Annotated in this window: 21 protein-coding genes; 20 read left to right on the top strand and 1 reads right to left on the bottom strand. The window is 38.2% G+C overall.

Annotation, left to right across the window (positions count from 1 at the left end):
• Positions 1-93 precede the first annotated feature (93 nt).
• The 6 genes from DX933_RS02935 to uvrC all read left to right on the top strand — a co-directional run bounded on the left by DX933_RS02935 (position 94) and on the right by uvrC (position 5,860).
• The gene (locus tag DX933_RS02935; RefSeq protein ID WP_123314987.1) at positions 94-678 is read left to right on the top strand and encodes a TetR/AcrR family transcriptional regulator; all 585 of its coding nucleotides are present in this window, start codon (positions 94-96) and stop codon (positions 676-678) included.
• A 114-nt stretch (positions 679-792) separates the two neighbouring features.
• Positions 793-1,566: an enoyl-CoA hydratase gene (locus DX933_RS02930; RefSeq protein WP_123314986.1), complete on the top strand. Its 774-nt coding sequence runs from the start codon at positions 793-795 to the stop codon at positions 1,564-1,566.
• A gap of 47 nt (positions 1,567-1,613) precedes the next feature.
• Positions 1,614-2,387 carry an electron transfer flavoprotein subunit beta/FixA family protein gene (locus DX933_RS02925; RefSeq protein WP_123314985.1) on the top strand — a complete coding sequence of 258 codons (774 nt, stop codon included), beginning with the start codon at positions 1,614-1,616 and terminating at the stop codon, positions 2,385-2,387.
• A gap of 28 nt (positions 2,388-2,415) precedes the next feature.
• Positions 2,416-3,387 (top strand): electron transfer flavoprotein subunit alpha/FixB family protein, encoded by a 972-nt coding sequence (locus tag DX933_RS02920; protein ID WP_123314984.1) that lies wholly within the window; start codon positions 2,416-2,418, stop codon positions 3,385-3,387.
• Positions 3,388-3,619: 232 nt separating this feature from the next.
• Positions 3,620-3,934: a thioredoxin gene (gene trxA / locus DX933_RS02915; RefSeq protein WP_123314983.1), complete on the top strand. Its 315-nt coding sequence runs from the start codon at positions 3,620-3,622 to the stop codon at positions 3,932-3,934.
• 129 nt (positions 3,935-4,063) lie between these two features.
• Positions 4,064-5,860, top strand: coding sequence for an excinuclease ABC subunit UvrC (gene uvrC, locus DX933_RS02910; RefSeq protein ID WP_123314982.1), 1,797 nt, complete (start codon positions 4,064-4,066; stop codon positions 5,858-5,860).
• Between the two features lie 15 nt (positions 5,861-5,875).
• On the opposite strand, the gene DX933_RS02905 is transcribed toward uvrC, so the two are convergent.
• Positions 5,876-6,310 (bottom strand): YslB family protein, encoded by a 435-nt coding sequence (locus DX933_RS02905; RefSeq protein ID WP_123314981.1) that lies wholly within the window; start codon positions 6,308-6,310, stop codon positions 5,876-5,878.
• Positions 6,311-6,849: 539 nt separating this feature from the next.
• Between DX933_RS02905 and DX933_RS02900 the strand changes: the two genes are divergently transcribed.
• From DX933_RS02900 to DX933_RS02835, 14 genes are all read left to right on the top strand, one after another.
• Positions 6,850-7,215, top strand: coding sequence for a zinc-binding metallopeptidase family protein (locus DX933_RS02900; RefSeq protein ID WP_123314980.1), 366 nt, complete (start codon positions 6,850-6,852; stop codon positions 7,213-7,215).
• Positions 7,216-8,727 (top strand): AbgT family transporter, encoded by a 1,512-nt coding sequence (locus DX933_RS02895; RefSeq protein WP_123314979.1) that lies wholly within the window; start codon positions 7,216-7,218, stop codon positions 8,725-8,727.
• A gap of 30 nt (positions 8,728-8,757) precedes the next feature.
• Positions 8,758-10,053, top strand: a complete 1,296-nt coding sequence (locus tag DX933_RS02890) for an amidohydrolase (protein ID WP_123314978.1) — start codon at positions 8,758-8,760, stop codon at positions 10,051-10,053.
• Positions 10,054-10,279: 226 nt separating this feature from the next.
• A complete protein-coding gene (locus DX933_RS02885) occupies positions 10,280-10,897 on the top strand; it encodes a succinate dehydrogenase cytochrome b558 subunit (RefSeq protein WP_123314977.1) in 618 nt (205 codons plus the stop codon).
• Positions 10,898-10,926: 29 nt separating this feature from the next.
• A complete protein-coding gene (gene sdhA, locus DX933_RS02880; RefSeq protein ID WP_123314976.1) occupies positions 10,927-12,678 on the top strand; it encodes a succinate dehydrogenase flavoprotein subunit in 1,752 nt (583 codons plus the stop codon).
• Between the two features lie 20 nt (positions 12,679-12,698).
• Positions 12,699-13,460, top strand: a complete 762-nt coding sequence (sdhB, locus tag DX933_RS02875; RefSeq protein ID WP_123314975.1) for a succinate dehydrogenase iron-sulfur subunit — start codon at positions 12,699-12,701, stop codon at positions 13,458-13,460.
• Positions 13,461-13,531: 71 nt separating this feature from the next.
• Entirely contained in the window at positions 13,532-13,993 is a 462-nt protein-coding gene (locus tag DX933_RS02870) for an acyl-CoA thioesterase (protein WP_317843074.1), read from the top strand.
• A gap of 211 nt (positions 13,994-14,204) precedes the next feature.
• The gene (locus DX933_RS02865) at positions 14,205-14,429 is read left to right on the top strand and encodes a helix-turn-helix domain-containing protein (RefSeq protein ID WP_123314974.1); all 225 of its coding nucleotides are present in this window, start codon (positions 14,205-14,207) and stop codon (positions 14,427-14,429) included.
• Positions 14,430-14,665: 236 nt separating this feature from the next.
• Positions 14,666-15,082 carry a MarR family winged helix-turn-helix transcriptional regulator gene (locus DX933_RS02860; RefSeq protein WP_397315755.1) on the top strand — a complete coding sequence of 139 codons (417 nt, stop codon included), beginning with the start codon at positions 14,666-14,668 and terminating at the stop codon, positions 15,080-15,082.
• 23 nt (positions 15,083-15,105) lie between these two features.
• Positions 15,106-15,921, top strand: a complete 816-nt coding sequence (gene racE / locus DX933_RS02855; RefSeq protein WP_123314972.1) for a glutamate racemase — start codon at positions 15,106-15,108, stop codon at positions 15,919-15,921.
• A gap of 26 nt (positions 15,922-15,947) precedes the next feature.
• Positions 15,948-16,778 (top strand): aldo/keto reductase, encoded by an 831-nt coding sequence (locus tag DX933_RS02850; RefSeq protein WP_123314971.1) that lies wholly within the window; start codon positions 15,948-15,950, stop codon positions 16,776-16,778.
• A 171-nt stretch (positions 16,779-16,949) separates the two neighbouring features.
• Positions 16,950-18,044 carry a GerMN domain-containing protein gene (locus tag DX933_RS02845; RefSeq protein WP_190279388.1) on the top strand — a complete coding sequence of 365 codons (1,095 nt, stop codon included), beginning with the start codon at positions 16,950-16,952 and terminating at the stop codon, positions 18,042-18,044.
• Positions 18,045-18,217: 173 nt separating this feature from the next.
• A complete protein-coding gene (rph, locus tag DX933_RS02840; protein WP_123314970.1) occupies positions 18,218-18,982 on the top strand; it encodes a ribonuclease PH in 765 nt (254 codons plus the stop codon).
• Between the two features lie 7 nt (positions 18,983-18,989).
• A complete protein-coding gene (locus tag DX933_RS02835; protein ID WP_123314969.1) occupies positions 18,990-19,583 on the top strand; it encodes an XTP/dITP diphosphatase in 594 nt (197 codons plus the stop codon).
• Positions 19,584-19,616 lie beyond the last annotated feature (33 nt).

The following is a 19,616-nucleotide window of genomic DNA, read 5'->3' as shown; positions in this document are numbered from 1 at the left end:
AAAAGCATGTCCATAATTGACATCATCCTGTCTACTCGTTTACAATATTTATGAATGATTATTCATTCAGTTTTGTTGGCTAGGGGGACAGTGATGAAAAAGAATAAACCAAAATATAAGCTAATAATTGATGCTGCTGTCCAAGTGATTGCCGAAAATGGCTATCACGCAGCACAGGTATCAAAAATCGCAAAACAAGCAGGTGTCGCTGACGGAACCATTTACCTATACTTTAAGAACAAAGAAGATATACTTGTTTCCGTATTTGAAGAAAAAATGGGCCAGTTTATTCAGCAGATTGCAAATGCAATTGATACAAAGGAAAATGCAAATGATAAATTATTAACACTCATTCATATGCATTTTAGTCAGCTTGCTGCAGACCACCACCTTGCAATTGTAGCACAATTGGAATTAAGACAATCAAATCCAGCTTTAAGAAGAAAAATAAATCAAGTATTAAAGCCGTATCTTCAAGTGATTGATTCGATTATTCAAGAGGGAATAGATGAAAATATATATGCAGCTGACGTGAATATAACCCTGGTCAGACAGATGGTTTTCGGAACGTTAGATGAAATGGTAACAAATTGGGTTATTAAGGAAGGTAAATATAACTTGGTGGAGCAAGCAGAGGCAGTTCATGCATTACTAACTGAAGGATTGAATAAAAGATGACCTTGCCAGCGAATGTGAATTTCGCTGGTCCCAAATTCATCAAGTAATCTGTAAAATTCAGATGAGCAACTCTATCATTTCTGTTACGATAGAATAGGAGAAGGAGGGTTAATTTTGGAAACGATTTCATGCAATATACAGAATCAAATTGCAACTTTGAGTATTACAAGTCCACCAGCAAATGCATTGTCCAGCACAATATTACAAGATTTAAATGATCAATTGAATGAATTAGAGCATGATAGACAAGTAAAAGTGATTCTATTAAAAGGTGAAGGGCGATTTTTCTCTGCAGGGGCAGATATAAAAGAGTTTACATCTTTTCAACAGTCGGCAGACTATGAGTCATTGGGTAGGAAAGGCCAGGAACTCTTTTCCAGGATTGAAAGTTTTCCCATTCCTGTAATCGCTGTCATCCATGGAGCAGCACTAGGCGGCGGTTTAGAATTAGCGATGTCATGTCATATACGTCTGGTTACTAAATCTGCAAAGCTTGGTCTTCCGGAGCTAACACTTGGGATCATTCCCGGTTTTGCAGGGACACAGCGTCTACCACAATATGTTGGTACAGCAAAGGCATATGAATTGCTTTTGACAGGTGAGCCAATTAGTGGTGAGGAGGCTTGTAGATTAGGGTTAGCTAATCATGCCTATGAGGAAAATGAATTACTGGAAGAAGCAGATAAACTTGCAACAAAGATAGCGGCAAAAAGTAAACCTTCCGTAGAAAGAATAATGAAGCTTGTTCCTTATGCCAAAACTTCTCAATTTGACACGGGAGCAACAATGGAAACAAAAATGTTTGGTGAAATATTTGGCTCAGATGATGCTAAAGAAGGTGTGCAAGCCTTTTTGGAAAAACGCAAGCCGAATTTCCATGATAAATAAATGGCAAGAAGCTGAAGACAAGAATAAAGCTTAGGGAGGAAAACATAATGAATATCTATGTATTGCTAAAAAAGACATTTGATACAGAGGAAAAAATAGTCGTATCCAATGGACAAATCGAGGATGATAGTGCGGAGTTCATTATTAATCCATACGACGAATACGCAGTTGAAGAAGCAATCAAACAGCGAGATGAGCATGGCGGTGAAGTAACAGTAGTAACAATCGGCGATGAAGACTCAGAAAAACAACTTCGTACCGCATTAGCTATGGGAGCAGATAAAGCTGTATTAATTAATACAGAGGATGATTTGGAGGATGGCGACCAATTCTCTACTGCAAAAATTTTAGAAACGTATTTTGAGGATAAAGATGCTGATTTAATTTTAGCTGGAAATGTAGCGATTGATGAGGCGAGCGGTCAAGTCGGTCCAAGACTTGCAACCCGACTAGGTATTTCCTATGTTACTACGATAACCGGGTTGACGATCTCTGGAGATACAGCTCAAATAGAGAAGGATGTAGAAGGAGACGTGGAAAAAATCGAATGTCCGCTTCCTTTATTGGTCACCTGCCAGCAGGGATTAAATGAGCCGCGATATCCTTCTTTACCTGGAATTATGAAGGCAAAGAAAAAACCGCTTGCGGAGCTTGAAATAGATGATTTAGACCTGGATGAAGATGATTTAGAGCCAAAAACAAAAACACTGGAAATATTCATGCCACAGGAAAAACAAGCTGGACGTGTACTGGAAGGGGAGCCAGACGCACAGGTGAAGGAACTCGTATCTTTACTTAAAAACGAAGCAAAAGTTTTATGATTAGGAAAGAAAGAGAGGAGAAAAACCTATGAGTGAAAAAATACTAGTTATTGGTGAATCAAGAGACGGTGTATTACGTAATGTTTCTTTTGAAGCAATTGCAGCGGCAAAGAAAATAAAACCGGATAGTGAAATCGTTGGTGTTTTGTTTGGGGCTAAGGATTTACAAGAACAAGGCGAAGAAATGATTAAATATGGTGCAGATAGAGTTGTTGCAGTCAAGCACGATAAATTAGACGTGTATACTTCAGAAGGGTACGGACAAGCAGCAATGTCGGTTATTAAGGAAGAAAATCCATACGGCATTGTAATGGGACACACTGCAATCGGAAAAGATTTAACTCCAAAATTAGCTAGTAAACTAGAATCCGGATTAATATCAGATGCCACTGATGTAGAACTGGATGGGGATAAAGCAGTATTTACACGTCCTATTTATTCTGGAAAAGCATTTGAAAAGAAAATGATTACGAGCGGGATTGTTTTTGCAACGATTCGCCCGAATAATATTCCACCATTGGAACGGGACGACGCTCGTTCGGGAAATGTAGACTTGAAGGAAATGGATATTACAGATATTCGTACAATTATTAAGGATGTTATCCGTAAAGCAAGCGAAGGAGTAGACTTATCTGAAGCCAATGTCGTTATAGCAGGTGGGCGTGGTGTAAAAAGTGCAGAAGGCTTTCAACCGTTATATGAACTGGCAGAGGTTCTGGGAGGAGCAGTTGGTGCATCCCGGGGAGCATGTGATGCCGACTACTGCGACTATTCCTTGCAAATTGGTCAAACAGGTAAAGTAGTTACACCTGATTTATATATCGCAGTTGGTATTTCCGGTGCTATTCAGCATTTGGCCGGCATGTCTAACTCGAAGGTGATTGTAGCAATTAATAAAGATCCCGAAGCAAATATTTTTAATGTAGCGGATTATGGTATTGTTGGGGATTTGTTTGAAATCGTTCCTATGCTGATTGAAGAAATCAAACAGCTGCAGTAATTTTAATAGTGGAAACGAAATAAAACACAGATGATCAACAAATAATGTAAATAGCAGTATATGTGTTATTTTGGTCACACTTCATAAAGGGGTGTGACCTTATTCGACTTTTATACAGCCATAAATAGCTTTGTTTTGGTCCTATTTCAGGATGAAGCAAACTGTTAGTATGGAAATACGTTTAATGGTATACTACTTTAGGAAAGAAGCTTTACATTTAGGAGGAATATAAATGGCGATTATAAATGTTACGGATCAAAACTTTGCAGCTGAAACAGCAGATGGACTTGTATTGGCTGATTTCTGGGCTCCTTGGTGTGGACCATGTAAAATGATTGCGCCAGTATTGGAAGAAGTAGATGGAGAAATGAGCGATAAAGTCAAGATTGTAAAGCTCGACGTAGATGAAAATCAAGAAACCGCTGGTAAATTTGGCGTAATGAGTATCCCAACATTACTATTGTTCAAAAACGGCAATGTTGTTGACCAAGTTGTTGGATTTCAGCCGAAAGAAGCGCTTGTTGAGCTAATCAATAAACACGCTTAATTCATTTATTAAATGAAGAAGAAACCAATAAGTCGATTATCCATCTATGGATAGTCGACTTTTTCGTTTATGTAATGATAGACTGGGTATATGCGTAAATTTCTGTAATGTTAAAGGACTGAAATAGATATGAACGATATAATAAGGAAGAAACTGGCTGTCTTGCCTGAAAAGCCAGGCTGTTATTTAATGAAGGATAAGCATGAAACGATTATATATGTAGGTAAATCGAAATTATTAAAGAACCGAGTCCGTTCCTATTTTACAGGCGCCCATGATAAAAAAACACAACGACTTGTCCAGGAAATTGTTGATTTTGAATATATCATTACATCATCTGAATTAGAAGCACTTATTTTGGAAATGAATTTAATAAAACAGTATGACCCGAAATACAATGTAATGCTTAAAGATGATAAATCATACCCATATTTGAAAATTACTTCTGAACGGCATCCGCGTTTATTAATCACTAGAAATGTCAAAAAGGATAGCGGCAAATACTTTGGTCCTTATCCAAACGTGATTGCAGCGAGAGAGACAAAAAAATTGCTCGATCGTTTATATCCTTTGCGAAAATGTAATAATCCACCGGGCAGATATTGTTTATATTATCATATGGGACAATGCCTTGCTTGTGCTGAAACTCCGCCTACAAAAGCGTTCTACAAAGAAATTGTGGATGAGATTACGTCTTTTCTCCAAGGCGGATTTAAGGATATAAAAAATGATCTAACCTCGAAAATGCATGAGGCCAGTGAGTCGCTAAATTTTGAACGGGCGATGGAATTACGTGATCAAATTCAGCATATAGAAGTCATTATGGAACAACAAAAAATGATACTAAGTGACAATGTGGACCGGGATATATTTGGCTATAGCTATGATAAAGGCTGGATGTGTGTACAAGTATTCTTTGTTCGTCAAGGTAAAATGATCGAAAGAGATGTTTCGATCTTTCCATTTTTTGATGATCCGGAAGATGCTTTTTCATCCTATATAGGTAGATTTTATTTACATGAAAATCATTTGAAACCGAAGCAAATATTTTTACCCATTGGTAGTGATGCAGCACTGTTAAGTGAATTATTATCTACTCATGTGATGACTCCTTTTCGTGGCAGCAAGCGTAAATTAGTTGAGCTAGCCGTTAAAAATGCTGGTGCAGCATTAGATGAGAAATTCAGCATTATTGAGCGAGATGAGGAAAGAACAATCCTTGCTGCAGAAAAGTTAGGTATCGCAATGCATATTGAAACACCGCACAGAATTGAGGCTTTTGATAACTCCAATATTCAAGGAACCGATCCTGTCTCTGCTATGGTTGTGTTTATGGATGGTCGACCAGATAAAAAAGAATACCGGAAGTATAAAATAAGAGATGTGAATGGTCCTGATGATTATGATACGATGCGGGAAGTTATTCGCCGCCGTTATTCAAGGGTACTAAAAGATAACTTACCCCTACCAGATCTGATCATTGTGGACGGTGGGAAGGGACAAATGAGTGTTGCGTTAGATGTTCTTGAAAATGAGCTAGGATTAGATATTCCGCTATGCGGTCTTGTAAAGGACGACAAGCATAAAACGAGTGAATTACTCTATGGAACTCCACCACAAGTAGTAGATTTATCCAGGAATTCACCTGAGTTCTATTTGGTACAACGAATTCAGGATGAAGTTCACCGTTTTGCAATTACATTTCATCGACAACTTAGGGGGAAGAGTTTGTTTCAGTCAGAGCTGGATAAAATACCAGGTGTCGGGGAAAAACGGCGGACATTATTGTTAAGACATTTTAAATCTATTACGGCGATTAAGCAGGCAAGCATATCTGACATTACCCGACTCGGAATCCCATCCAATATAGAAACGTTAATTTTAGAATCCTTAAATCAAAAAAAGGAAGAGGGCTCGGCTGATTAGCTGAACCCTCTTCCTTTATGTGTAGATTACTCTAAATTCTATCTGATGAATTTTATGATTAATATCCTCTGTACATTCGCATTCTACTTCTTTGATAAGTTGTATGGATTCAGCAAGAAACCCTGCTTCCAAACGGAATTCCGTTTCAATTGGGGCTTTTAGCCTTTGAACTACAGCATCAGATAACAATGTAAAAACGAGTTCTTTTCGCTTTTCCTTAATCATTTCAAGTCTTCCCCAACCAAGCTGTTCAAAAATGTATGCCACATCACTCATGGTTTCTATATCCATTTTTCTAGCTAGGTTTTTTCCCATGAAATAAAGTAAGCTAGGGGCTTCTTCACCCAATAAATCAGGGAGACTAACATATCGTAAAATATCATAGCCAGCCCCTGTTGTTTGCAATTCCTCTAAGCTGGATGCTGACAGCTTATTTTGTTCCCTTGACATATAAAGGTCATCCTTTCGAATAAACAAAAATCAACATACTTTTTCATATTACATTTCTAATGAATAAATCCATTATCCATTGAAATATAAAATAAGGCAATAGAATATGATGAAAAAATGGTTAAGCAGTGAATAAAATCAAGATCATACGTTTCTATATTCGTATCAGTTTATGATGTAACAGGATAAATACAGGTGGATTAGGTAGAATGACTTATTTTAATGATATTATTCAAAAAAAGATAGACAAATCAAAATCCATTTAGTACGATATTAGGAAAATTTAAGGAAGATTTCCTTAAATGGATGTTCGAGCAATTTCATTATGACAAGGAGGCGATTTTTATGAATTATGTTTTATTTTGCAACAACAGGTGAAATGGACCATAAAAATGAAAGCGCTTTATTAGGGTTGATTGTCGTTTAAAATAAGCGACAAGCTCATAAATGCTTGTGATACTTTTCGTTGGTAACAACTTGTACATAGGGTGATGCTAACTTTTTAAAATTCATCAAACATGATGTTTGGGGGCGTTGAAGTGCAAGAATTTATAATGGATTATTTAGATCGCAATCAAGCATATTTTAAGGGGAATTCCGAATTCATATACAGGCATCCGGAAACTAGGTTTGAAAAATATCAATCATCTTCCTATTTAGCGAAAGCCTGTAAGGAACAAGCTTTTACAGTAGAACGAAAAGTAGCCAATCTGGAGACGACATTGATTGCAACCTATGGTACCGGAGAGCCGGTAAGTGGATCTTTAGGAGATTTTGATGCACTTTCTGAATTGGGGCAACAGCCGAATGAAACTAGTTATCTTCCTTTAGGGAATGTAGGACATGGTTGCGGCCATAATTTACTAGGAACAGGTTCCTTTGCTGCAGCATGGAGAGGTGAATAAATGAAGGAGAAAAAAGGTTTTTTTCAAAGATCAATGGATGTGGTGGAAAAAGTTGGTAACAAACTTCCTGACCCATTTATGTTATTTATCGGATTGGCTATCTTGATGATTATTATATCTTGGGTTTTTAATTTATTTAATGCTTCTGTAATACACCCAGGAACCGGTGAAACGACGCCGATTAAAAATTTACTGTCTGGAGAAGGACTAGAATTTATATTGACCTCCATGATCGATAATTTTACGGGATTTGCTCCATTAGGTCTTGTAATCGTCATGATGCTCGGTATTGGTTTAGCTGAGAAGGTTGGATTATTAGATTATGCTGTAAGAAAAACCATTTTAAAATCCCCTCCATTTTTACTAACCTATACGGTAGTATTTGTAGGTATTATGGGGAATCTTGCTTCTGATGCTGCAATTGTCTTGATTCCACCATTAGCTGCGCTCGTGTTTTATAAGGTTGGACGGCATCCATTAGCCGGTTTGGCAGCAGGATTTGCTGGTGCTGGTGCTGGGTTTACTGCAAATTTATTTATTGCAGGTACAGATGCGCTTTTGGCCGGGATATCAACTGAATCTGTTAGAATTCTAGATGAAACATTGACTGTCTCACCAGTAGATAACTGGTATTTTAATATTGTATCCGTATTTGTGTTAACGATTGTTGGAGGGTTGGTTACCACAAAATTTATTGAGCCTAGACTCGGTAAGTATGAAGGAGATGCTTTAGAGGAAGAGGATTCAGAGGAACTACCCAATGCCAAGCGTGCATTTATCCATGCGGTTTTAGCAGGTGGTGCATATATCGCCATCATTGCTATTACGCTGTTTCTACCAAATAGTCCATTAGCTGGAGAAGACGGCAGTATTATTAAATCACCATTTATAGATGGGATTGTGCCCATTATTTTATTCTTTTTTATCATTGTAGGTGTAGTGTTTGGATTAAGTGTGGGTAAAATCAAGTCCGGAAAAGATGTTAGTACGTATATGACAGAATCAGTAAAAGATATGTCCAGCTATATTGTACTCGTCTTTGCTATCGCTCAGTTTACAGCATATTTTAATTGGTCGAATCTCGGCACATGGGTAGCAGTAAATGGAGCGGAATTCTTGACGGAAATTAATTTTACGGGCATGTGGCTCATTGTTGGGTATATCATATTTACATCATTAATGAATTTCCTAATAACGTCTGGATCAGCAAAATGGGCGATAGAAGCTCCAATTTTTATTCCCATGTTTATGCAGCTTGGTTATCACCCAGCATTTACACAGGCCGCTTATCGTGTTGCAGATTCGTCTACCAATATTGTAACACCATTATTTCCATATATGGTTATTATTCTAGCTTTTATGCAGAAATATGATAAAAAAGCGAGCATCGGAACATATATTTCACTGATGCTGCCGTATTCCATTACATTCTTGTTCACTTGGATTATACTAATTATTGTATTTTACTTTACTGGGATACCGTTTGGACCAGGTATTCATCCCCATTTATAGAAATAATTTTAAAGCATGGAGGTACGAAATATGTTACCGGATGATTTAGCAACCCAATTACGATTATGGCGAAGAGATTTTCATCAATATCCGGAATTAGGTTATCTGGAGATGAGGACAGCATCTACTGTTGCAAGTATTTTGCACGGTCTTGGTTTCGAATTACAGCTGGGAAAAGAAGTAATGTCTGAAGAAAATTGTATGGGAAAACCAAGTGAAGAAGAAACAAAAGAACATCTGGAATGGGCATTGGCAAACGGAGCAAAAGAAAGGTTTATTAAACCTTTATCAGAAGGTTATACAGGAATTGTTGCTAAAATGGATTTTAATCAAGGTGGACCAACCATTGCCTATCGTTTTGATATGGATGCTCTACCCATCCAGGAATCAAAGGAGTTAGATCATTTTCCAAATGAAGAAGGATTCCAATCAAAGGTGCCAAATCATATGCATGCTTGTGGACATGATTCCCATATGGCAATTGGTTTAGGTTTGGCTTCTTGGATTGCTCAAAATAAAAGGCATTTACAGGGCACGATTAAACTCATATTTCAACCCGCAGAAGAAGGTACACGCGGTGCGAAATCAATGGTGGAAGCTGGAGTAGTGAACGATGTTGATTATTTCATCGCTTCACATATTGGAACTGGTGTACCACATAACCATTTCGTTGCCGGAAATAATGGTTTTTTAGCGACCTCCAAACTAAATATTTCTTTCCATGGCGTTGCATCTCATGCGGGTAGTCATCCAGAGGCAGGGAGAAATGCATTACTGGCAGCAGCAACGGCAACCTTAAATATGCATGCAATAGCGCGTCATGCGGACGGTGCTTCCAGGATAAATGTAGGTGAATTGCATGCAGGTTCAGGACGGAACGTAATTGCGAATCATGCAAGATTAATAGTTGAAACGAGAGGTAATACGTCAAAAATAAATAAATATATGAAGAATCAGGTAACGGCTATTGTTGCTGGTGCAGCCGAGATGTATCAGCTTCAATATAAGATAGAAACAGTTGGTGAAGCTTTAAACTGTCACTGTTCACGCGATCTAGCTACCATTTTGAACACATGTGCAGTGAACCATCCAGCTATCATAAACAGTCAACTGGAAAGTAACGATAGTGCTGGTTCCGAGGATGCAACGTACTTTATGGAACGAGTGCAAAAGAATGGAGGGTTAGCAACTTATTGTATTTTTGGTACGGATTTGGCTGCCGGACATCACCATGAAAGATTTGATATCAATGAAGCTAGTATGTTAACTGCTGTGGAAATCCTCAGCCAATCCATAAATGATATTATACTTATGCATTCCAGCTAGGAAAAATGAATGGATATAGAAACGAGAAAACTCCGTAATGATAAAAGATGCGGAGTTTTCTTTGTGAACTTTTCCTTTTCTTGACGGTTATACTAGTTAGAAGTACAATAAACATGTCACAATTTGTACATTTATAAACAGTAAGGATGAATAAAAAACGTGCTTTATTGTTTAAGATGTCATGCCAATGTTTTGCGACACACTACATAACTAAGGGGGGAAACCAATGGCAGAGCATCGCGAGTTTATGTACCGGAGATTGCATTCATTACTGGGCGTTGTGCCGATTGGAATTTTTCTGATTCAGCACTTAGTGGTGAATCATTTTGCTGTGTATGGAGAAGAAAGCTTTAATAAGGCAGCAAATTTCATGGATAATCTTCCATTCAAACTTGTTTTGGAAACGGTTATTATTTATTTGCCAATCTTATTTCATGCAATTCTAGGAGTCTATATTGTATTTACAGCGCGCAATAATGTTAATCGATATGGATTTTTACGTAACTGGCTATTCTTTGTACAACGCATAACAGGAATTATTACGCTGGTATTTATTGCGTGGCATGTATGGCAAACGCGAATCCAAATCGCACTCGGGGCAGAGTTGAACTTCGGAATGATGGAAGACATATTAACAAATCCATTCATGTTTTGGTTCTATATTGTTGGGGTTATATCAACCGTGTTTCATTTCTCTAACGGTCTATGGGGCTTTTTAGTTTCATGGGGATTCGCCCAATCACCGAAATCGCAAAAAATTATTACATATGCCACACTAGTTGTTTTCATTGTGGTCAGCTACATCGGTGTTAGAACATTAATTACTTTTGCGTATGGCATCTAATGCAAACAAAATGGGAGTGAGTAATAATAATGAGTAATCGAAAAATCGCTGTTGTTGGCGGTGGACTAGCAGGACTGATGGCAACCATAAAAGCTGCAGAAGCTGGTGTTAGTGTAGATTTATTTTCCATCGTACCTGTCAAACGCTCTCACTCTGTATGTGCCCAAGGTGGAATAAATGGTGCAGTAAATACAAAGGGTGAGGGAGATTCACCATGGATTCATTTCGATGATACAGTATATGGTGGTGACTTCTTAGCTAACCAACCTCCTGTAAAAGCAATGTGTGAAGCTGCTCCAGGAATTATAAACCTATTGGATCGTATGGGTGTTATGTTTAACCGGACACCAGAGGGATTGCTGGATTTCCGCCGTTTCGGTGGAACACAGCACCATCGAACTGCTTTTGCAGGTGCAACTACAGGTCAACAGTTACTATATGCTTTAGACGAACAAGTTCGCCGTTTTGAAGTAGAAGGACTTGTTACGAAATATGAAAGCTGGGAATTTATTGGTGCAATTATCGATGAAGATGGTGTCGGTAAAGGTATCGTAGCTCAGGATATTAAATCACATGAAATTAAATCTTTCCCATCTGATGCAACAATCATGGCTTCTGGTGGGCCGGGTATTATTTTCGGGAAATCTACCAACTCTGTTATTAATACAGGTTCTGCAGCTAGTGTTTTGTACCAGCAGGGTGCAAAATACGCGAATGGGGAATTCATTCAGATTCACCCTACTGCAATTCCTGGAGATGACAAGCTTCGCCTAATGAGTGAATCAGCGCGTGGGGAAGGTGGGCGTGTTTGGACATATAAAGATGGTGAACCATGGTACTTCTTGGAGGAGAAATATCCAGCATATGGTAACCTTGTACCACGTGATATTGCTACACGTGAAATTTTTGATGTCTGTGTTAACCAGAAACTGGGCATCAATGGTGAAAATATGGTTTATCTTGATTTGTCACATAAAGACCCCAAAGAATTGGATGTTAAGCTTGGTGGAATTATTGAAATCTATGAGAAATTTGTTGGAGAAGATCCGCGTAAGGTTCCAATGAAAATATTCCCAGCTGTTCATTACTCCATGGGCGGACTATGGGTTGACTATAATCAAATGACAAGTATTCCGGGAATCTTTGCTGCTGGAGAATGTGATTATTCACAGCATGGTGGAAATCGTTTGGGTGCGAACTCGCTGCTTTCTGCTATTTATGGTGGAATGGTTGCTGGTCCAAAAGCAATTGAATATATCGACGGTTTAGATGTTCATGTGGAGGATATTGATGCTTCTTTATTTGAAAAACGTGAACAAGAAGAAATAGAAAAGTTTGAAGCACTTATGAAAATGGATGGCGGTGAAAACGCATACCAAATTCATAAAGAGCTTGGTGAATGGATGACTGATAATGTAACAGTTGTTCGTGAAAATAGTAAACTTTTAGAAACAGATAAGAAAATCGTTGAATTGATGGAACGTTGGAATAATATAAGTATCAATGATACCTCACGCTGGAGTAACCAAGGTGTTATGTTTACCCGCCAATTGAAAAATATGCTACAGCTAGCACGTGTTATTACGATTGGTGCATATAATCGAAATGAGAGTCGTGGTGCGCATTACAAGCCTGAATTCCCTAAGCGTAATGATGAAGAATGGCTAAAAACTACGATTGCTACATTTGATGCAGAGAACAACGAACCAGTATTCACGTATGAAGAGGTGGATACTTCTCTACTAGAACCGCGTGAACGTGATTATACAAAGAAACATTAATAAGGAGGGAGTAAATTATAATGGCTGAACAAAAAACGGTTACTTTTATTATTACCAGACAAGACAGCCCGGATTCTGCCCCTTATCAAGAGACATTTCATGTTCCATATCGTAAAAACATGAACGTAATTTCCGGGTTAATGGAAATACAAAAAAATCCAGTTACTGCAAACGGTCAAAAGACATCACCAGTACATTGGGAAATGAACTGCTTGGAAGAAGTATGTGGTGCATGTTCCATGGTCATTAACGGTACTGCAAGACAATCATGTGCTACATTGGTGGACGAATTAGAACAGCCTATTCGTTTAGAGCCAATGTCTACTTTCCCAGTAGTTCGTGACCTTATCGTTGATCGCGAGCGGATGTTTGATGCATTGAAGCGTATTAAGGCTTGGATTCCTATTGACGGGACTTATGATTTAGGCCCGGGCCCAAGAATGCCGGAGAAGAAGCGTCAGTGGGCATATGAACTGTCTAAATGTATGACTTGTGGTGTATGTTTAGAAGCATGTCCAAACGTTAATGATAAATCGGACTTTATTGGACCTGCATTTCTATCTCTTCCACGTCTATACAACGCGCATCCTACCGGTGAAATGAATAAAGGTGAACGTTTGGATGCATTGATGGAAGATGGCGGAATTACTGGTTGTGGTAACTCACAGAACTGTGTACAGGTATGTCCAAAAGGCATTCCACTTACTACTTCGATTGCAGCAATGAACCGTGAAACAAGTATTCATGCTTTCCGTAACTTCTTCGGAAGCGACCATGCATAATGTAAGTGAATAAGTTTAATATACAGCCTCTGCCTAAGATTGGTAGAGGCTGTTTTACGAATACAGGGGAAATGGGTGAACAAATGAAGGCAATCAGCTATATTGATAATTTGCTTGAATGGCAGCAGGCGTTTTCTTTCCGTATTCCAATTAAAATACGTTTTTCCGAAACAGATATGTTTGGACATGTGAATAATGTATCACCTTTTATATACTTTGAAGAAGCAAGAATTGAATTTATGAAAATGATTGGTTTATTTGGTGATTTAGACAATCCTACAGGCGTCCCTGTTGTTGCAGACCTGCAATGTGATTATCATAAACAAATGTATTTTGGCGAAAGTATTGATATGTATGTAAAGGCAAATCATGTTGGTAATACATCTTTCGATTTGCATTATATGGCAATTAATGAAGAGAAGGAAATCTGTTTAACTGGCAGAGGAAGAATTGTTCACATTCATCCAAATGATGGTAAGCCATTACCAATGGATAAGGATATGATTCATAAATTAATGGCAACAAACAAATAATTTTATTCCTCCTATGTTTATGAGGAGCGTATTGGTTCATTAAACTTCCCGAAATATTAAAGCGATAGTGAAACTCGTATCACTTCAAATTAAAAGGGAATCTTTCACTATACCGAATGTGTGCACCGTTTAGCAATGCTATCATAAGCTATATTGACTAAATAATTTCCCTTCATCCTGCAACGCTATAACAGCAAGGAGGGGTTAACATTTGAAGGAAAACGAGTATAAACAAAAAAAGCTTTTAACCAATCGTGAAAGGGAAGTATTCGAACACCTTGTACAAGACAAAACAACGAAAGAAATTGCTCAGGAATTGTTTATATCAGAAAAAACTGTGCGTAACCACATTTCCAATGCTATGCAAAAACTTGGTGTCAAGGGGCGTTCACAAGCAGTGGTTGAGTTAATTCGCATGGGGGAATTAAAGCTCTAAGAAAAGCCGACTTTCCTTTTATGGAAGTCGGTTTTAACCTTGGCGAAAAAACAATATCATATCACATAAGTTAGTATTGCTAAAAAAGTTGTTTCCATGGTATTACAATTCCTTGCAATGATAAAATCAGATTCCTTCTAGCTATTTATGGTACACTAGGCTTATAGAAAATAGGAAAAATAAACATGGGGGGTCATGGTTTGGATCAGCAAATCTCTTTGTCTAATATTGTTGAAATGGAAAAGAAACTACGACATATATCAGGAGCGATTAAACAAAGCGGTCGGAAAATCCTGCATCATTATCCAATCACCTCCCCACAATTTATTGCATTGCAATGGCTGTTAGAAGAGGGAGATTTGACTATTGGTGAGCTATCTCAAAAAAATGGACTAGCCTTTAGTACGACGACGGATTTAGTAGATCGCATGGAGAAAAATGGATTGGTGCTTAGGACGAGAGATACGAATGATCGAAGAGTTGTACGGATTCAGGTTTTAGACAAAGGCAAAAAAATCATTAAAGAAGTTATCCGTAAAAGACAGGCTTATTTGGGAGATGTATTAGAAACTTTTTCCGAGTCTGAGAAAGATACATTGAATGAGTTGCTTACAAAGCTACATGAACAAATGAAAATCATCAATGATCAATAACAACTAGAATGAGGCGATTCATCTTGGAACGACCAATTGGCGTGATAGATTCCGGTGTAGGTGGACTAACCGTAGTGCATGAATTAATGCGGCAATTGCCTCGGGAAAAATTAATTTACCTAGGCGATACGAAAAGATGTCCGTACGGTAGTAGATCGGAACAGGAAATTAAGCAATTTACTTGGGAAATGGTTGTTTACTTAATTAAGCAGAACATCAAGATGCTTGTAATAGCTTGCAATACAGCTACAGCATATACGCTAAAAGAATTACAAGCAGAGCTTTCCATACCTGTTATAGGGGTAATCCGGCCTGGTGCACGAACTGCTATAAAGGAAACAAATAATAACGAAGTTGGTATTATCGGAACAGATGCGACGATTCGAAGTGGTGCATATCCGCGTGCATTGAAGGGGATTCATGCAAATATTATTCCACATTCATTAGCTTGCCCTCCATTTGTACCAATGGTCGAAGCTGGTGTTCACGCTGGCCCTAAGGCAGATCGTATTGTAAGTGATACACTGGCCCCGTTAAAAAAGACGAATATTGATACGCTTATTTTAGGCTGTACACATTATCCATTAATTCGTGATACGATTCAAAAAGCGATGGGCGAGGCAGTAACTGTTATTTCTTCAAGTGAGGAAACCGCCCGTGAAACAAGTGCTATGCTTGAAGTACATCATTTATTAAATGAAGGAAACCACACTGCCAAGCATCTTTTTTATACAACTGGAGAGTTGGAGTTATTTACAAAGATTACCCAAACCATTTTTCAGGATGATAACCAAAGTTTACAAAGTATCACCATTCATCAAGCAAAACTTCAATCATAGCTCATGTCAAAGGAGAATAAGATGAAATGGAGCACTTACAAGATACGATTCTGTTGAATAATGGCGTACGAATGCCCGGTTTAGGATTGGGTGTTTATAAAGTAGACGATGGACAAAACGTTTATGATATTGTAAAAGCAGCGATAGAGCACGGATATAGAAGTATTGACACTGCTTCTTTTTATGGTAATGAAGCTGGGGTAGGAAGAGCAATAAAGGATAGTGGGATACCTCGGAATGAATTATTTATAACGAGTAAAGTCTGGAATGATCAACAAGGTTATGAGTCAACCAAACAAGCATTTCAATCCAGTTTGAATCAATTGGAACTTGAATATTTAGACCTCTATTTGATTCATTGGCCAATCCGTGATCAATTCCAAGAAACATGGCGTGCCATGGAATCAATATATCGTACCGGTAAAATTCGTGCGATAGGTGTTAGTAATTTTCATATACATCATCTTAAAAAGTTAAAAGAAACAGCCAAGTACGTACCAGCAATTAATCAGGTTGAATTTCATCCACACTTAACACAGCGGGCACTACGCGATTATTGTAAGAAGGAAGGAATTCAATTAGAAGCTTGGTCTCCATTAAAACGTGGACAGCTTTTGGATGAACCGCTAATTAACGAATTAGCTAAAAAACATGGGAAATCAGCAGCACAAATTATTCTTCGGTGGGATATTCAACATGGTGTGATTACGATTCCGAAAACGACTCATATTGGCCGTATGAAAGAAATTGCAGACATATTTCATTTTCAATTATCAACAGAAGAAATGGCGCAATTGGATGCATTGAACTGCGATGATCGAAGTGGTTCCAACCCTGAAAAATATGATAAGAAGTAAAGATATGTGTAAAAGCCAAGATGGTACTCATCTTGGCTTTTTTGCTTTTATTTAAGAAGAGATGATGGATGTAAATGATGCATGAAGAACATTTTGTAATCTGATTTTATGGTCTATTATTTTCAATAGCTCGTATATATAGTAGTACAAACCATCGCAGGAGGGATTGACATGAGTATGCGCGGCGCACTATATTTGCTGATAACAATCGGCCTTGCCGTTGTGTTGACGGGGTGTTTTAAAGGGGAACAATCTATGGAAGAAATGGATCCACCGCAAAATGCGGAAGCTGTAGATCAGTCAGGTGTACAGGAAGAGGACAACGATGCAACAGTGGAAGAAAATACAGAAGAGGTGGATGAGGACGGAAATACAGCTGTGAAAGAAACAGTAGCAAGGCAGCTTTATTTGTTGGATGTCAACGGCATGATAGCGCCACAAACATTAGAACTTCCTAAACCCGAATCAAACGAAGTAGCAAAGCAAGTTCTAGAATACTTAATTGTAGGTGGACCAGTTACAGCTATGCTTCCAAATGGATTTCAAGCAGTACTACCTGAAGGAACGGAAGTATTGGGATTATCCTTACAAGAAGATGGCACAATGGTCGTAGATTTATCTGAAGAGTTTAAGGAATACGAAGCTGATCAGGAAAAGAAGATATTGGAAGCTATGACTTTTACGTTAACACAGTTTGAAAATGTGGATCGTATTAAATTATGGATCAATGGACATCCACTTGAAGAAATGCCTGTGGATGGAACGCCTGTATCTAACGGATATTCCAAAGCAAACGGAATTAATTTAATGAAATCAGATGCGGTTGATTTGATGGAAAGTGAAGCAGTTACGATGTATTATCCCGCTGAACATAATGAAAAACGTTACTATGTGCCAATCACAAGACATGTGCAAATGAAGGAGGAAGATGTTTTTCAATCCATTGTCTCTGCTTTAATTGAAGGGCCTGGATATGATTCCAATTTAATTCATGTATTTAATGCTGATGCACAGCTTGTCAATCAACCTTCATTAAATGATGGGGTCCTTGAATTAACATTTAATGAAGGTATTTTAAAAGCAGATGGAGAAGCAGTAATTGCTGATGAAGTAATGGAAACTTTAGTACGAACACTTACAGAACAGGATTTAGTGGACGCTATCGATATTCAAGTAAATAATGTCGATGAAATTACCAATGAGAATGGAGAAATATATAACGAACCTGTAGCACGAAAAAAATTTGTACCTGTTGAACAATTATAAAAGGCAATGAATTGGTGCTGAACCCCAGAAGTTGTCATAACTAACTTCATGGGGTCATTACCATTTTGTCTTTTTTTTGAGCATTTAAATCTTGCGCAAGCTTACATAGGTTGCGCATGTATCTTTTATGTGAAATATGTTAAGCTAATGGATGAATTAAGGAGGAGTTTTGCATGAGAAGCTTTGGAAGAAAAGAGAATGAATTACGACCAATAACGATTACAACAAACTATATTAAACATCCAGAAGGTTCGGTACTAGTTGAAGTTGGTGATACGAAAGTAATTTGCAATGCTAGCGTTGAAGATCGTGTTCCTCCTTTTATGCGGGGCCAAGGGAAAGGCTGGATTACCGCAGAGTATGCCATGCTGCCACGCGCAACTGCTCAGCGAAATATTCGTGAATCCTCTAAAGGTAAAGTAAGTGGAAGAACGATGGAAATACAACGATTAATTGGCAGAGCTTTACGCAGCGTAGTCGATTTAGACAAGATTGGTGAAAGAACGGTGTGGGTTGACTGTGATGTTATCCAAGCAGATGGTGGAACGCGCACAGCCTCCATAACTGGTGCATTTATAGCGGTTGTTCTGGCTTTTGGTAAACTTGTGGAAAATAAATCCCTTTCCAAGCTGCCAATAACTGATTTCTTAGCTGCAACCTCCGTTGGTATTTTAGCAGATGGTCATGCAGTCTTAGATTTGGATTATGAGGAGGACTCTCAGGCTGCTGTTGATATGAATGTGGTTATGACAGGGTCAGGTGAATTTGTGGAGATTCAAGGTACTGGTGAAGAAGCAACTTTTTCATTTACTGAATTACAATCATTACTACAACTGGCCCAGCAAGGAATGACTGAATTGATAGCACAGCAAAAGAATGCTCTTGGAGACCTTGGTGAATTCATTTCGTCTCCTGTTCACACCGCACAAAAGGAGTAATAAAAACATGAAACAAATTGTGATAGCAACCAAAAATAAGGGGAAAGCGGCTGAATTTAAGCGTTTTTTCCAAACATATGGTATCGAAGCTATTTCCTTACTCGAAATAGATGACCATATACCAGATGTTGAAGAAACTGGTACAACTTTTAAAGAAAATGCTGCATTGAAGGCAGAACAAATTTCCAAACGATTAAATCAAGCGGTGCTAGCAGATGATTCTGGATTAATGATTGATGCACTCGATGGAAAACCTGGTGTCTATTCAGCTCGATATGCCGGTGAGCCAACGGATGATCTGGCAAATATGGAAAAAGTGTTAACCGAGATGGCTGATGTTCCTGGTGATAAACGAAGTGCCAGGTTTATTTGCATGCTTGCAGTTGCTACTCCAGGTAAAGATACAATCTTTCAAGAGGGAGTTTGTGAGGGTACAATCGGTTTTGTGCAAAAGGGTACCAATGGTTTTGGCTATGACCCAATTTTTATACCAACAGGAATACAAGCTACCATGGCCGAATTATCAGAATCCGAGAAAAATAAAATTAGTCATCGAAGTAAGGCGATTGAAAAGCTGGAAAGATGGATAAAAGCGTTATAATGACTACATAATCCCATCCTAAGGGGGAGTTTC

Source organism: Ornithinibacillus gellani (assembly GCF_003730295.1).
Taxonomy (GTDB): domain Bacteria; phylum Bacillota; class Bacilli; order Bacillales; family Amphibacillaceae; genus Ornithinibacillus_A; species Ornithinibacillus_A gellani.
This window is presented reverse-complemented; position numbering and strand designations above follow the sequence as displayed.